Origin of the sequence: Roseospira marina (assembly GCF_014197855.1) — a bacterium.
Taxonomy (GTDB): domain Bacteria; phylum Pseudomonadota; class Alphaproteobacteria; order Rhodospirillales; family Rhodospirillaceae; genus Rhodospira; species Rhodospira marina.
In genome coordinates, this window is the sequence record NZ_JACIGJ010000007.1 from 32,442 (window position 1) to 46,679 (window position 14,238).

The 14,238-nt window shown below is 69.5% G+C and carries 12 protein-coding genes; 7 read left to right on the forward strand and 5 right to left on the reverse strand.

Features of this window, described 5'->3' with window-relative positions; genetic code table 11:
- Positions 1-12: 12 nt before the first annotated feature.
- Positions 13-1,230 (reverse strand): glycosyltransferase family 4 protein, encoded by a 1,218-nt coding sequence (locus tag GGD82_RS10785; RefSeq protein ID WP_150061675.1) that lies wholly within the window; start codon positions 1,228-1,230, stop codon positions 13-15.
- 76 nt (positions 1,231-1,306) lie between these two features.
- Entirely contained in the window at positions 1,307-3,076 is a 1,770-nt protein-coding gene (locus GGD82_RS10790) for a sensor domain-containing diguanylate cyclase (RefSeq protein WP_170284198.1), read from the reverse strand.
- Between the two features lie 274 nt (positions 3,077-3,350).
- Here GGD82_RS10790 and GGD82_RS10795 point away from each other — a divergent pair, with 274 nt between their 5' ends.
- The gene (locus GGD82_RS10795) at positions 3,351-4,319 is read left to right on the forward strand and encodes a glycosyltransferase (RefSeq protein WP_150061677.1); all 969 of its coding nucleotides are present in this window, start codon (positions 3,351-3,353) and stop codon (positions 4,317-4,319) included.
- Positions 4,320-4,518: 199 nt separating this feature from the next.
- Here the strand turns inward: GGD82_RS10795 and GGD82_RS10800 are convergent, their stop codons facing one another.
- Positions 4,519-4,851, reverse strand: coding sequence for an NfeD family protein (locus tag GGD82_RS10800; protein WP_150061678.1), 333 nt, complete (start codon positions 4,849-4,851; stop codon positions 4,519-4,521).
- A 22-nt stretch (positions 4,852-4,873) separates the two neighbouring features.
- Positions 4,874-5,953 carry an SPFH domain-containing protein gene (locus tag GGD82_RS10805; RefSeq protein WP_150061679.1) on the reverse strand — a complete coding sequence of 360 codons (1,080 nt, stop codon included), beginning with the start codon at positions 5,951-5,953 and terminating at the stop codon, positions 4,874-4,876.
- 212 nt (positions 5,954-6,165) lie between these two features.
- Here GGD82_RS10805 and GGD82_RS10810 point away from each other — a divergent pair, with 212 nt between their 5' ends.
- The 3 genes from GGD82_RS10810 to GGD82_RS10820 all read left to right on the forward strand — a co-directional run bounded on the left by GGD82_RS10810 (position 6,166) and on the right by GGD82_RS10820 (position 11,966).
- Positions 6,166-10,110 carry a PAS domain S-box protein gene (locus GGD82_RS10810; protein ID WP_170284199.1) on the forward strand — a complete coding sequence of 1,315 codons (3,945 nt, stop codon included), beginning with the start codon at positions 6,166-6,168 and terminating at the stop codon, positions 10,108-10,110.
- On the forward strand, positions 10,107-11,081 hold the full coding sequence (locus GGD82_RS10815) for a diguanylate cyclase (RefSeq protein WP_150061681.1): 975 nt from the start codon (positions 10,107-10,109) through the stop codon (positions 11,079-11,081). Before GGD82_RS10810 ends, GGD82_RS10815 begins: the two co-directional genes overlap by 4 nt.
- Before the next feature lie 180 nt (positions 11,082-11,261).
- On the forward strand, positions 11,262-11,966 hold the full coding sequence (locus tag GGD82_RS10820; RefSeq protein WP_150061682.1) for a fumarylacetoacetate hydrolase family protein: 705 nt from the start codon (positions 11,262-11,264) through the stop codon (positions 11,964-11,966).
- 150 nt (positions 11,967-12,116) lie between these two features.
- Here GGD82_RS10820 and GGD82_RS10825 read toward each other — a convergent pair whose 3' ends face one another.
- A complete protein-coding gene (locus GGD82_RS10825; protein WP_150061683.1) occupies positions 12,117-12,473 on the reverse strand; it encodes a tRNA-binding protein in 357 nt (118 codons plus the stop codon).
- A 161-nt stretch (positions 12,474-12,634) separates the two neighbouring features.
- Between GGD82_RS10825 and GGD82_RS10830 the strand changes: the two genes are divergently transcribed.
- The 3 genes from GGD82_RS10830 to rlmH all read left to right on the forward strand — a co-directional run bounded on the left by GGD82_RS10830 (position 12,635) and on the right by rlmH (position 14,208).
- Positions 12,635-13,252: a nicotinate-nucleotide adenylyltransferase gene (locus tag GGD82_RS10830; RefSeq protein ID WP_150061684.1), complete on the forward strand. Its 618-nt coding sequence runs from the start codon at positions 12,635-12,637 to the stop codon at positions 13,250-13,252.
- An 80-nt stretch (positions 13,253-13,332) separates the two neighbouring features.
- A complete protein-coding gene (gene rsfS / locus GGD82_RS10835; RefSeq protein WP_375782125.1) occupies positions 13,333-13,719 on the forward strand; it encodes a ribosome silencing factor in 387 nt (128 codons plus the stop codon).
- A 21-nt stretch (positions 13,720-13,740) separates the two neighbouring features.
- Positions 13,741-14,208, forward strand: coding sequence for a 23S rRNA (pseudouridine(1915)-N(3))-methyltransferase RlmH (gene rlmH, locus GGD82_RS10840; protein ID WP_150061686.1), 468 nt, complete (start codon positions 13,741-13,743; stop codon positions 14,206-14,208).
- Positions 14,209-14,238 lie beyond the last annotated feature (30 nt).

A 14,238-nucleotide genomic window follows, 5' to 3' on the forward strand; every position in this document is an offset into this window, starting at 1 on the left:
TGTCCCATCAGATTAAAGCGCCCGCTGCGCCATGCGCCCGATCAGATCGAGTTGCTGCCGCAGGCACGTGGGTCGGTCGTAGCGGTCGATGATCGTGTGGCGGGCGGCGGCGCGCACAGGGGTGAGTTGGGCGCTCCGGGCCAGCGCGTCGATCACCATGGCGGCGAGCGCGTCCGGATCGTGGAACGAGGTCAGCAGGCCGGTTTCGCCGTGGGTCACCACCTCGCGCACCGGGGGCGTGTCGGAGCCGACGACCAGGCAGCCGCAGCTCATCGCCTCCAGCATCGACCAGGACAGGACGAACGGATAGGTCAGGTAGACGTGCACCGACGACACCTGAAGGATGCGCCGGAACGTATCGTACGGCACCTGGCCGGTGAAAATCACCCGGTCTGCGGGCAGCGGCACCTCGGACAGCAGTGTTTCGCGCCAGGTGCGGCCGTCGCCCGGCGCCTGCCCGTAACTGACGTCGTCGCCGCCGACGATGACCACGCGGGCGGCCGGTCGCGCCTCCAGAATCGCGGGCAGGGCGCGCATGACGATGTGAAAGCCCCGATAGGGCTCCAGATTGCGGGCGACGTAGGTGATGACCTCGTCCTGCGCCCGCAGGGTCATGCCGTCGCCCAGGGTGACCGTCGCGGTCGGATCGGGGGTCATCACGCCGGTATCGACGCCCTCGTGAATGACGTCGATCCGCGGGTGGAACAGGGGCGGATGGACGCTCTTCTGCCATGCGGTCGGAGTCAGGGCCCGGTCGCAAGCCACCAGGGACTGCAGAATGTGGGTCGCGCGCATCCGCGTGCGCGCGGCGGCATCGAGGGTCAGGGCCTCCGGCGCCTCGAACCCGACATCGGTGCCCCGGGCGGTGTAGTAGAACTCGCTGTAGATCAGCAGCGGCACCGAGGGGAAGACGTCCTTGATGAACAGCGCCTCGCCCCAGCCCGAGTGCGCGATGATGAGGTCGGGCCGGAACCCGCCGTCGCGCAGGGTCACAAGCTGGCGGGCGGCGCCCTGACCGTGCAGCACGGCGTTTTCGGCCCGTACCAGATAGGGGTGGATGCCCTTGGTCACCGTGCGGTGCAGGCGATAGGGCATGACCCGCGCGCCGGGGATCTGGCGGTCGGTCCGGGTGCCGATGAACACCATGTCGTAGCCGCCCTGCGCGGCCAGGGCGCGGGCCATGTGGCGGAACTGGCCGGGCAGGTTCTGATGGATGAAGACGAGTCGCATGCAGGCGTCCGGCGGAAGGCGGCGGGCGTACGGTGGGCGGCGGGCGGGGCCCCGTCCCGCAACCCAGGGATCACGATCAGGAGTTCGCGGCGGCGGCCGGGGTGGGGCGCGTACCGGGGCCCGTCGCCCCGGCCCCGTGATCGTGCCCGTCATCGTGCCCGATATGCGGCACCACCGTCACGCGGTTCCGGCCGTCGCGCTTGCTGTCGTACAGGGCCGCGTCGACCCGGCTCAGGATGGCATCGAACGAGTGCGTGGGGTCCACCACCTCCATCACGCCCAGGCTGACGGTCAGCCCAATCTGTTTGCCCCCGGGAAGGGCGATGCGCAAGTCGGCCGTGCGTTCCCGCAGCCGCTCGGCCACCACCCGCGCCTCGTCGAGACCGGTGCCGGGCAGGAGGGCCGCGAACTCCTCCCCGCCCAGGCGGGCGAACACGTCATTCTCGCGCAGGGTTTCGGTGCTGGCGACGGTGAAGGCACGCAGGGCGTGGTCGCCCACCGCATGGCCGTGGGTGTCGTTCAGCACCTTGAAATGGTCGAGGTCCATCATGATGACGCTGAGGGCCCGCACCGATCCCCGATCCAACCGGGCCAGTTCCTGGCGGGCACAGTCGAACAGATGGCGCCGGTTGAACGCACCGGTCAGCGGATCGGCGATCGACAGCCGGTGCAACTGGCTCTTCTGTTCCTCCGCGAGTTGCAGGGCGGCGTCCAATTCCTCGGCCAAGGCGACCACCTCCTGGGCCTGCTGCTCGGTCAGGGAGCGTTCCATCTCCAGGTCGTCCTCATGGGCGACGCGGTCCGTGACGTCGAGAAGGGTCATCTGCACCGCCGGCCGGCCGTTCCACTGGATCGGCCGGGCCATCTCCTCCACCCAGATGGAATCGCCGCGCCGGTTGCGACAATGGACCCGGCCGGTCCAGGTGTGGATGGCCCCGACGGCGATGCGGCTGTGCACCAGTTCAAGGTCGGCGCGGTCCGTGGGCTCCACCAACTCCAGGAAGCTCGACACGGTCAGGGCGTCGGACATGGACGCGAAGCCGAACATACGCGCGAACGCCGGGTTGACGAACAGCAGCTTGAAATCCGCATGGATCAGGAGACCTTGAAGCGACCCGTCGACAAGGTCGCGGTACAGGGCCTCCGATCTTCGCATATCCTCGCGCCGCCGCTCCGCCTCGCGGGAGATGGTGATGTAGCGCCAGGCCAGCCACCCGACCATCAAGGCCGCCAGAATCAGCACCGGCACGACCAGCAGCGTGGACCGGGTCAGCAACCGGACCCGCGCCATGGCGTCGGAGAGCTGCGTGCGCTGAGCCGTGTCGGCATTGGTCCAGGACTCGCGCAGCAGGTCCAGGGCCATTGGCGCGTTGGCCCCCTGCAAGGGGACGACGTCCGCGATCATGGCCTGAGGGATGTTCCGCTCGATCATGTGCCGGACCACGCCGAGCTTGTCCTGGTATTGGCTCAGCGCGGCGGATAGGGCACGCAGCGCGAACCGCTCCTCGTCGTTCAGACGCAAGGCTCCGTACCGCGCCACGAGCGCGTGCAGCGTCTCCAGGCGGCGTTCGATCGTGGTGGCCGTGACGGGATCGCGGGTGCGGACGTAGGCGGCGAGATCGTTCGGAAGGTCCGTGAACCCCGTGTCGCCCTCCAGCAGGGTCAGAAGCGCGATCTTGCCCCGGACATTGAGAGCATAGTCGGCCCAGGTCGCTTCCGTCCGCTTGGCCGCGTAATCTGCCATGGAGGTGACAAGCATCAGCCCCCCCACCGTCATCGTCAGCACGATGAGCGACGCGGCGACAAGAATCCGAAAAGGGGTTCCCCCCTTTGTCGTTGCGGCCATGAACCTGCCCCGTTCCAGGCGTTCCATCCGTTGCGGCGATGGCACATAACGACACCTAGTTCTTGGCCAACACCCCCACCCCAGTCCAAGATTCGGTTACTGTGCCTGAAGTGCAACCCCGCTTGCGGTACAGGGTCGGCACATAGGATACACGTGCTGGCGCGTGTCACGCCAGGACCATACTCGCGTTACGGCTGTGGCGTGTAACAGAGGGGCAGCAGGGGTCGATGGTTGAAGAGCGATCCAGGGATGGGATGTGGGACGGGATGCGGTGATGGGACCGGGTGACGGACTGGGTGACAGAACGGGTGACGGAGCGGGTGACGGAGCGGGATGGGGACCCGACGGGCGTTCGGCGCAGCCCGGGCTGTCGGTGGTGATGGTGTATTACGGCGGCGCCGAGGCGCGCCCGGTGCTGGACGCACTGCGGGCCGAACCGGCCGTGGCCGAGGTGATCCTGGTCAACAACCTGGAAAGCGGTCCGCCATGGCCGCCCGCGCTGGGCCCCCGCCCGGAGGGCGACGGGCCGCCCCTGCGCCTCGTGCACGGCCAGGGCAACGTCGGATTCGGGGCCGGCTGCAATCGCGGCGTGGCCGAGGCCCGCGGCGACCGGCTCCTGCTGCTCAATCCGGATTGCCTGCCGGCGCCGGGAACCCTCCCGGCGGTCCTCGCCCTGGCCCCGCGTCCGCCGGATGAGGCCTGGATGATCGGCGCCCGTCTGCTCGGCCCCGACGGGCAGGAGCAGGTCGGCGGTCGGCGCAATGCGGGCACGCCGGGACAATGGCTCGGCGAGGCGTTCGGCGGCCGGTTCGCCCGCGTCAACCGGCACCGCGAACCGCTGCCGACGGCGGACCTCGTGCCCATCCCGGCGATTTCCGGGGCGTTCATGCTGATGCCGACCGCGTTCTATCGGCGCCTCGGCGGCTTCGATGAGCGGTATTTCCTGCATTTTGAGGATCTGGCCCTGTGCCGTGCGGTCTGGCGCGCGGGGGGCCGCGTGCTGTTCGCGCCGCATCGGACGGCCGCCCATCTGAAAAGCCGCTCGCCGGTCTCCGGACTGTTCGTCACGCGGCACAAAATCCGGGGCTGCTGGCGCTATTTCACCACAGAGTTCCGGCCGGAGGGCGCCCCGCGCTGGTGGCTGGCGCTGGCCTGGGCGGTGCTGTCGGGCGGCCTGTTGGCCAAGACCCTTCTCAGCGGCGGATGGCGCCGTCCGTCCGCCGCGCGCGCCAGATCGGCCTAAGGCCGGGCATTGAGGCCGGGCATCAGGCTTCTCCGGTATCGGGGGCCACCGGGGGGGCGGGCGCGCTGGGGGGCTCCGGCCCTAAGACCAAGCGGCCGTCGCGCACGCCGGTCACCCGCATCGCGGTCCCCTCTGGTGCGGAGAGGGCGTCCGTTTCCGCCACCGCCGCCCACTCGCCATCATCCACCCGCACGCGCCCCTACCCGTTGGTCAAAGGCGTGGTCAAAACGACCACGCGCCCAACGTGCGCCAGGGCCCGCCGGTTCAACATCGGGTGATCGGTCTTGACGGCCCCGGGACGCCAGATACGCCGGCCGGCAAGGGTGGACGCCAGGGCGAGACCGGCGAACAACAGCGCCTGACCCTCCCAGGGCAGCCCCGGCGTCAGGACCCCAATGACCCCGGTCGCCCCGGCCGCGAGCGCAACCCAGAGGAAGAACACCCCCGGCGCCAGCAGTTCCAGAACCAGACAGGCGACGCCCAGGATCCACCAGTGCCAGAACACCAAAGCCGTGGGCCACGCGACATCCATCGGACCGAGTCCCCGCAGTGGGTCAGGACGGGCGGGTGGTGGCCCAAGGACCGGCGACGGGACCGGCGACGGGGCCGGCACCCGGAATCGACGGCATCACCGCGGCGGTGGCCGCGCCCGTCCCCGGGGGCGCCGGCGGGGCCGTGGGCGCGACCGGCCGACGGCCACCCCCGCCGCCTCCCCCGGTCCCGTCCGGCCCGGGGGGCGGGTCGGAGGGCGGGTCGGGGCGCAAGGCCTCCTTGGCGATCTCGGCGATGCCGGCGAGGGAGCCGAGCACGCCCGTCGTCTCCATCGGCAGCATGAGGACCTTCTGGTTCGGCGCCACCGCGAGGCTCTGCAGGGCTTCCACATACTTCTGGGCGACAAAGTAATTGACCGCGCCCATGCCACCCTTGCCGATGGCCTCGCTGACCAGGGTGGTGGCGCGGGCTTCCGCCTCCGCCAGCCGTTCGCGGGCCTCGGCGTCGCGCCAGGCCGCCTCGCGCCGGCCCTCCGCCTCCAGGATAGCCGCCTGCTTCTGGCCTTCCGCCACCAGGATGGAGGCGCGCTTGTCGCGCTCCGCCTTCATCTGGCGGCCCATGGATTCCACCAGATCGCGCGGCGGCGAGATGTCCTTGATTTCGATCCGGGTGACCTTCACGCCCCACGGATTGGTGGCCAGATCCACGACCATCAGAAGTTGCGCGTTGATCTTGTCGCGTTGGGACAGCAGGTCGTCCAGGTCCATGCTGCCCATGACCGTGCGCAGGTTGGTCATGGTCAGGTTGAGGATGGCGTTTTCGAGCTGGCGGACTTCGTAGGCGGCCTTCGGCGCGTCCAGGATCTGAAAGAACACCACCCCGTCGACCGTGACCATCGCGTTGTCGCGGGTGATGACCTCCTGCTCGGGGACATCGAGAACCTGTTCCATCATGTTGAGGCGCTGGCCGACCTGTTCGACGAACGGCACGATCAGGTGCAGGCCCGGGGTCAGCGTCTTGGTATACTGACCGAAGCGCTCCACCGTGTATTCCCAACCTTGGGGCACGATCTTCACGCTCAGAACGATGAAGACGATGGCCAGAACAACTAGCGTGACAACGAGGATGGATGTTTCCATCATGACCTGTCTTCTCCATCGCGCGACTGCGGGGCTCATCGTAGCATCGGGATCCGACCCCGCCTAGCAGGGGGCCTGATGGGAGCACGGCGCAGCAGGGGCCGCGGTCGGGATCCGAGTCGAAGCGCACCGGGCGTCCGATGGCTCTTGATCGACTCCGGGGACAGCCTGAGAACGGGAACGAAGGCGCGCGCGCCGGGCGGCAAGGCAGGACCATGGATCCCACGTTCATCAAACCGGACGACCTGAGCGAGATTCGGGCGCGGCGCTCGCGTCAGATCGTCATGCTCTCCGGGGTCCTGGTGATGCTGCTGATCGGCGGTGTGCTGGGCTACTGGTCGTGGCAGAGCTACACAGCGGCCATGAATCGGGCCACGGAGATCACCCAGGCGTTCGCCCAGACCTACAGCGCCTTCACGGCCAGCGCGCTGGACAATGTGGATACCTTGCTGACCGAGGTGGACGCATTCGACCAGGCGCGGGTCTCGGGGAGCGCGCCGCCCGACCTTCAGAGCTTCCTGCGGATGCGCGTGGGCCAGATCCCCGTAGTACGGGCCTTGATCGTCGTGAATGCCGACGGCACACCCGAGCTGTGGACCGGCGGATGGCCGCCGCCGAACATCGCCAATCATCCGGACTACATCGCCCACGTCGAAGGTGGCGCGACCACCCCCTGGCTGAGCCCCGTGTACCGGGACCGCACCGACGCGGCGCGCTTTGTCTTCGCCCTGGTGCGTCCGCAGCGCGACGCCGATGGCACCTTGGTCGGCAGTGTCGCGGCGATCATCGATCAGGCGGCGTTCGCGGAGACCTACGAGGCCCTCCTGAGCTCCGACAACGCGTCGGTCGCCGTGGTGCACTTCAACGGGCGCATCATGGTGCGTCTGCCGGACCCGGGGCAGACCATTGGCGACAGCATCGCCCGCATTGCCCGGCGGACCCCGCATGGCGCGTTGGCGGAGACCTACGTCCTGCGCTCCACCGTGGACGACGTGGTGCGCGTCATCTCCGAACGGCAGGTCGGTCACTATCCGCTCATCGCCGGCGCCACAATCGCCCAGGACGCGGTGCTGGCCTCCTGGCGGCGGGACGTGGCCTGGGGTCTGGGGTTGTTCCTCGTCTCCGGGATCGCGGTGGTCGGACTGACCAACAGCCTGATGCACCTGGACACCCAGCAAACCGCCGCCCGGGTCGCGCTGCAACGCCAGAACACCGTGCTGTCGGCGCAACAGGAAACCTCGACGGACGGCATTCTGGTGGCGTCGCCGGAGGGGCGGATCCTGTCCTGGAACCGCCGCTTCGCCAAAATCTGGGGGGTCTCCGACGACGCCCTGGAAACCCGTGAGACCCGGGTTCTGTTCGAGGCCATTCGCCAGAAACTGCCGGATCCGAGCGCGTTCGCGGCGCGCCTCCGGTTCTTGTACGAACACCTCGACCTTGATGAGCTCGAGGGTCAGGAGATCCGCCTGACCGACGGGCGCGTTCTGGAACGGTATTCGCGCGGGTTGCATCACGAGGACGGCGTCGGATGGGGCCGCGCCTGGTTTTATCGCGATGTGACCCGCAGCCGGGCGGACGAGCAGGCGTTGCGCGAAAGCGAGCAGCGGTTTCGAGACGTGGTCAACGCCGCCGACGAATACATCTGGGAGGTGGACGCCGAGATCCGCCTGGTCTTCGTGTCGGAGCGCGCCACCGACACCTTCGGCGTTTCGATCACCGAACTGCTTGGCCGCTCGCTGCTGGATCTGGTGGCGGAGGAAGACCGCGAGTGGGTGAGCGCCCTGTTCTCCGCCGCCCAACTGCGCGGCGCCAAACTGGACCTGCCCGAATACCGCATCGTCACCGCCAGCGGCGCCACGGTGTGGCAGCGGACCAGCGGCGTGCCGGTACTGGAGCGGACCGGTGAGGTGCGGGGGTATCGCGGCGCCTCCACGAACATCTCCGATCTCAAGGCCCGCGAACTGGAGCTTCAGCGGGCGAACGAACGCCTGGAGGAGCAGGCGCGCGCGTTGGTCGATCTCGCCGGCCGGCTGGATGCGACCAACAAGGAAATCCGGCTGGTGCAGGAGCGTTTCGATCTCGCGGTGCGCGGATCGACCGATGGCCTGTACGACTGGAACCTGGAAACCAACCGCATGTACGTCTCGCCCCGCTGGCGCGAAATGCTCGGGCTTGGCAGCACGGAAGCGGAGGTCGACCCGTCGTACGGCACCACACGCATTCACGCCCACGACTATCTGGGCGCGGTGCGCGCCCTTTCCCTGTATCTGGCCGGATCCGAAGACACCTACCGATCCATCCACCGCATGCTGGGCGCCGATGGACAGGCGCTGTGGATCCTGGACCGCGCCCAGGTGGTCCGGGCTCCGGACGGACGGCCGGTGCGGCTGGTCGGCACCCACTCCGACGTCACCGAAATGCGCCGCTACGAGGAGGCGCTGCGCCGCGCCAAGATCGAGGCCGAGACCGCCAACGCGGCCAAGTCCCGCTTCCTGGCCATGATGAGCCACGAAATCCGCACGCCGATGACCGGGGTCCTCGGCATGACCGATCTGCTCCTGGCCTCGGACCTAAGCGCGCGCCAGCGGCGCTACACCGAGACCCTCAAGCAGTCGGCGGATGCGCTGCTGGCGCTGCTCAACGACATCCTCGACTTCTCCAAGATCGAGGCGGGACAGATCCATCTGGAAGCCGCCGATTTCGATCCCCGTCCCCTGGTAACCGAGGTGGCGCAGTTGTTCAGCGTCACCGCCTCGGAGAAAGGGCTGACGCTGGACGCCGTGGTGGAGACCCGAACGCCGCCGCTGGTGCGCGGCGATGCCCATCGCCTGCGGCAGATCCTGTTCAACCTCGTCAGCAACGGCATCAAGTTCACGGAACAGGGCACGGTGCGCCTTCGTCTGGAACGCTGCGTTCCGACGGCGCCGGACGCCGGGTGGGAGCTGACCTTCGCGGTCGAGGACACCGGGATCGGCCTGTCGCCGGAGCAGCGCGAGCGTCTGTTTCAGCCCTTCATCCAGGCCGACGACACCACGACACGCCGGTTTGGCGGCACCGGCCTCGGGCTGGCGATCTGCAAGCGTCTGGTCGAGCACATGAGCGGCGACATCGTGGTCGACAGCGCGCTGGGCCAGGGCTCCACGTTCCGGTTCTGGATCCGCGCCGGGGTGGCGGAAACGGTGGGCGAACCAGCGGCGGAGGGGGGGGCGAGTCCGGCCGTCCGGTTCGCGCGGGCCGCGCCGGGAACCCGCCTGCTGCTGGCCGAGGACACGGCCGCCAACCGGCTGTTGATCGTCACGATGCTGGAGCGTCTGGGCTTCACCGTGGAGGAGGTCGAGGACGGTCGCGCCGCCGTCGAGGCCGTGGCCGCCGCACCCGAGGCGTTTGCCCTGGTCGTGACGGACATGCAGATGCCGGTCATGGACGGGCTGGCGGCGACCCGCGCGATTCGCGCGCTGCCCGGCGATCCGCCGCCGGTGCTGGGCCTGACCGCCGATGCGCACCCGGAAAACCGTGCGGCCTACATCGCCGCCGGTCTGGTCGATGTGCTGACCAAGCCGGTGGACTGGGACCGGCTGACCGCCGCCGTCACGGCCCATGCGCGCGGGGTCACGTGGGTGGAGACCGGGACCGGGAACCACGACACGACGGACGGCAATGCGGGACCCGCGGGCGGGGCCGGGCGGGTGGAGTCGACCGCTGCGGCGCGCGTACACGACGACGCGAACGATCCGACCGGCGCGGAACCGGGTGGGCCGAGGAGGGCCGGGGCCGCCGACGCCTTGAGGACGCCGCACCCGTGCCCGCTGTTCGATTCCCGCACGCTGCAGTCCCTGGCGAGCCGGATGGGCATCGCCCGGATCGGGCCGATCGTGGAGTCGATGCTCTCCAGCGTCAGCGATCAGATGGCTAGCCTGAACGCGGCGGCGCGTGCCGATCCACCCGATCCGGAGCAGGTCGGGCGCATCGGACACACCCTCAAAGGTTTAGCGGGGCAGTTCGGCGCTCAACGTCTGGCGGAAACGGGGCAGATGTTGCAGAGTCGGCGTCCCGTCGGGCCGGACTTGACCGACGCATTGCCCGGGATCGAGGCGACCGCGTCGGCGACCCAAACCGTGGTGCGGACATGGCTTGAAGAGGCGATGGATCAAAGCGCATGACGTCACCCCCCACCCGTGGTGACCTCGCCCGCGGCGAGAGCCATTCCGCCCGCGTCGTCATCGTGGACGATGTGGAGCCCAACGCCCGCCTGCTGGCCGCCATGCTCGAAGGGCTGGAAGGCGCACGGGTGACCGTCGTCACCGAAGCGCGGCAGGTCGTGGATCACTGCGCGGTGGAAACACCCGATCTGGTCCTGCTGGACTACCGCATGCCGGAGGTGGACGGCCTCACCTGTCTGCGGCGCCTGCGCGACAGCAGCGCGAACCAGGATATCCCCGTCATCATGGTGACCTCGGACGATTCGGCCGATCTGCTGCGAGAGGCATTCGACGCCGGCGCGACCGACTTCCTGCGTAAGCCGGTCGACGAGTTCGAACTGCTGGCGCGGAGTCGCAACCTGCTGCGTCTGCGTGCCCGCGAGCGGGCCCTGACCGAAGCGAATGCGGCGCTGGAGCGGCTGGCCGGGGAGGATCCGCTCACCGGCAGTATCAACCGCCGCCGGTTCATGGACGCCGCCGGGTCCGAACTGACCCGCGCCACCCGGCATCGGCGCCCGGTCAGCGTGGCGCTGTTCGACATCGACCACTTCAAGGCGATCAACGACACCCGGGGTCATGCCGCCGGCGACGCCGCCCTGGTGGCCCTCGCCCGGCTGTGCCGCGAGGCGGTGCGCGCCTCCGATCTGGTGGCGCGTTTGGGCGGCGAGGAGTTCGTTGTCCTGCTGCCGGAGACCACACTGCTCCACGCGGTCGAGACGGCGGAGCGGCTGCGGGCCGCGATCGCCAGGCTGTGCGTAGAGCACCAGGGGGACACGTTCTCGGTCACCGCCAGCGTCGGCGTCGCGCAATGGGCCGCGCCGGACGAGAGCTTGGACGATCTGCTGCGGCGGTCCGACGACGCCATGTACCGGGCCAAGGCCGGCGGCCGGAACCGGGTCGAACGCGCGGAGTCGCCGACCGAGGGAAACTGAGATAGCTTTGGGTCCGCCCCCCGTCGGCGCGCCGCGCCCGACCCGGGAGCGGAGGCGATTAAGCGGACACGTCCGGTCAATCGCCGATCGGTATCAACGGGACCCGTATGGGGGCCCTGCAAAGGGGATCCGTACGAGGGGAACCGTTTCGAGGGAACGTTCAGGGGAGCCGTGTCGCCGATGTCGACCTTCGTTATTCCACCCAGCCCGCTCGTCAGCCTGCCCGTGGCCGGTGAGGTCGGGCGTTTCCCGGTGCGCCGGGTGTTCTGTGTCGGCCGCAACTACGCGGAACACGCGCGCGAAATGGGCGTCGACCCGGCGCGCCATCCGCCCGTGTTCTTCTCCAAGCCGGCGGACGCGGTGCTGCCCGAGGGCGGCGACCTGCCCTACCCGCCGGCGACCAGCGATCTGCATCACGAGGTCGAGCTTGTGGTGGCGCTCAAGCGCGGCGGCCTGGGCATTTCCGTGGCCCAGGCAGACTCCTGCGTGTTCGGCTACGGCGTCGGCATCGACCTGACCCGCCGCGACCTTCAGGCCAAGGCGAAGAAGGCCGGCGAGCCGTGGGACATGGCCAAGGGCTTCGACCTGGGCGCGCCCGTGGGCGTGCTGTCGCCGGCGGACAGCCTGAGCGAGCCACCGACCCGGGGGCCGATCCGGCTGAGCGTCAACGGCGCGGTGCGTCAGGACGGCGATCTGTCGCAGATGATCTGGTCGGTGGGGGAGATCATCCACCACCTGTCGACCTTCGTGGAATTGCGTCCGGGGGACCTGATCTTCACCGGCACGCCGTCCGGCGTCGGCGCCTGTGGGCCGGGGGACACCCTCGACGCCATGGTGGGCGGGCTGGCCTCCCTCAGCGTCCGGCTGCTGAACCCGAGACTCTGATACCCATCACCGCATGAACAGACGTCATGCGGTGATGGGCCGGTGCGACGGCACCGGCGCCGCGAAGCGGCGGAGGCGATTGAGCGGACGAGTCCGGTCAATCGCCGATCAATAGGACGCCGCAGACCAGGGAATCGGCGGGGCGGCGCGTCAGTGCATGCGCCCGCCCAGCGGCACCGGCTGATCGGGGCTCAGCAGCACGACCTTGCCGTCCGCGTCGGGCAGGCCGAGGACAAGGCACTGGCTCATGAACCGGCCGATCTGCTTGGGCGGGAAGTTCACCACGGCGATGACCTGCCGGCCCACCAGGTCCTCCGGGGTGTAGTGGTCCGTCACCTGGGCGGAGGTCTTGCGCTCGCCGATCTCCGGGCCGAAGTCGACCCGCATGCGGATGGCGGGCTTGCGGGCGCCCTCCAGAGGCTGGGCCTCCAGCACCCGGCCGACGCGGATGTCGACCGCCAGGAAGTCGTCGAAGCTGATCGTCTCGTCCGCCGCATCCGTCGCCATCGGGGGGTGTCTCCTGCGTCCGTCCGGGCCCTGCATGCCCGCGTGAAAGACAAGCAGCCCCGGCCGACTCCGTCAAGGCGGGGGAGCGTCACCCCTTGCCTGCCGGCGCGCGGCCGTGCTTGGATCGCCGCCGTCGTTCCGCTGATCGCGCCGCCCGGGTCATGTCCTGCCTTCTGTCTCCTCCGCCCTTCGGCGACCGCCGCCGCGTCCGGATCGGCCTGCTGGGCGGATCGTTCAACCCTGCCCACGCGGGACACCGGCATATCGGGCTGGAGGCCCTGCGGCGGCTGGATCTCGATCAGGTCTGGTGGCTGGTCTCGCCCGGCAATCCGCTGAAGGCCGGGCATCCCATGGCCCCCCTGGCGGAGCGGATGGCGCAGGCGAACCGGATGGCCCGCCACCCGCGCATGGTGCCGACCGGGATCGAGGACCGCCTTGGCACCCGCTACACCATCGACACCGTCCGCGCGTTGACCCGCCGCTTCCCGCGCGTCCAGTTCGTGTGGCTGATGGGGGCCGACAATCTGGCGCAGTTCCATCGCTGGCGGGGCTGGACCGCGCTGATGGAGATCGTTCCGGTTGCGGTTTTCGATCGTCCGCAGTATTCTTGTGTGACCTTATGGTCCCGAACCGCGCGTCGCTACGCCCCGTGCCGTCGTCCGACCCGATCGGCGGCGACGCTGGCGGGCACCGGAGCCCCGGCCTGGGTGTTTCTCCCCATCCGGCGGCACGCGGCCTCGGCCACGGCCATACGGGCGGGCCAGGCGGGATCCGTCTGACCCGGCACGGCCCCGCACGTCGGGGCGATCTGGCAGGAAAGGACCGAGCCATAACTACCCCAACGTTCGACCCGACACGCGTGGACAGCGTGCTTGAGACGGTCGAAGCCAGCCTCGCCGATCACAAGGCCGAGGAACTGGTGCGTATCGATCTGGCGGGCAAAACCGACTTTGCCGATGCCATGGTCATCGCCTCCGGCCAGTCGGCGCGCCATGTAAGCGCGCTGGCCGACTATCTCGTCGAGGCCCTGAAGGACCAGGGACTGCGACCGGCCGTGGAGGGCGTGCCCCAGTGCGACTGGGTGCTGATCGATGCCGGTGACGTGGTGGTGCATCTGTTCCGGCCGGAGGTTCGCGCCTTCTACAATCTGGAAAAGATGTGGGGGGCCCCCCGGGCCGCCGCCGCGCCGATGGCCGGCCACATGCCGCCCCCGCCGCCGCCGTTGATGATGGCCGCCGCGCGCTAAGCAAAAAAGGGGCGTTCCGCCGTGCAGTGTCTCCTGATCGCCGTCGGGCGTGCCCGGGGTGGTCCGGAGGCCGCATTGTTCGACGCCTATGCCGGACGGCTGCGCGGCGGCTGGAGCCTGACTCTGCGCGAGGTGGAGGAACGCCGGCCGTTGCCCGGCCCCGACCGCATGACGCGGGAGGGGCGGCTGCTGTTGGATCAGGTGCCGGACGGCGCCCATGTCGTCGCGCTCGACGGCGGCGGTCGGCGCTGGTCGAGCGAGGACCTCGCCGAGCACATGACCCGGCAACGCGACGCGGGTACGCGCGCCGTGGCCTTTCTGGTGGGTGGCGCGGACGGGCATGCCCCGGACGTGCTGGCGCGCGCCGACGTCACCCTCTCGCTGGGCGCCATGACGTGGCCGCATATGCTGGTGCGCCCGATGTTGGCCGAGCAACTCTATCGCGCGTGGTCGATCCAGGCCGGTCACCCCTACCACCGCGGCGGATAGGGCACGGGAGCGGGCGCCTCCGCAAAACAC

Excerpts from the sequence above, each read along its gene's own strand:
- GGD82_RS10785 (WP_150061675.1), bottom strand. The coding sequence starts at position 1,230 with ATGCGACTCGTCTTCATCCATCAGAACCTGCCCGGCCAGTTCCGCCAC.
- GGD82_RS10790 (WP_170284198.1), bottom strand. The coding sequence starts at position 3,076 with ATGGCCGCAACGACAAAGGGGGGAACCCCTTTTCGGATTCTTGTCGCC.
- GGD82_RS10795 (WP_150061677.1), top strand. The coding sequence starts at position 3,351 with ATGGGACCGGGTGACGGACTGGGTGACAGAACGGGTGACGGAGCGGGT.
- GGD82_RS10800 (WP_150061678.1), bottom strand. The coding sequence starts at position 4,851 with ATGGATGTCGCGTGGCCCACGGCTTTGGTGTTCTGGCACTGGTGGATC.
- GGD82_RS10805 (WP_150061679.1), bottom strand. The coding sequence starts at position 5,953 with ATGATGGAAACATCCATCCTCGTTGTCACGCTAGTTGTTCTGGCCATC.
- GGD82_RS10810 (WP_170284199.1), top strand. The coding sequence starts at position 6,166 with ATGGATCCCACGTTCATCAAACCGGACGACCTGAGCGAGATTCGGGCG.
- GGD82_RS10815 (WP_150061681.1), top strand. The coding sequence starts at position 10,107 with ATGACGTCACCCCCCACCCGTGGTGACCTCGCCCGCGGCGAGAGCCAT.
- GGD82_RS10820 (WP_150061682.1), top strand. The coding sequence starts at position 11,262 with ATGTCGACCTTCGTTATTCCACCCAGCCCGCTCGTCAGCCTGCCCGTG.
- GGD82_RS10825 (WP_150061683.1), bottom strand. The coding sequence starts at position 12,473 with ATGGCGACGGATGCGGCGGACGAGACGATCAGCTTCGACGACTTCCTG.
- GGD82_RS10830 (WP_150061684.1), top strand. The coding sequence starts at position 12,635 with ATGTCCTGCCTTCTGTCTCCTCCGCCCTTCGGCGACCGCCGCCGCGTC.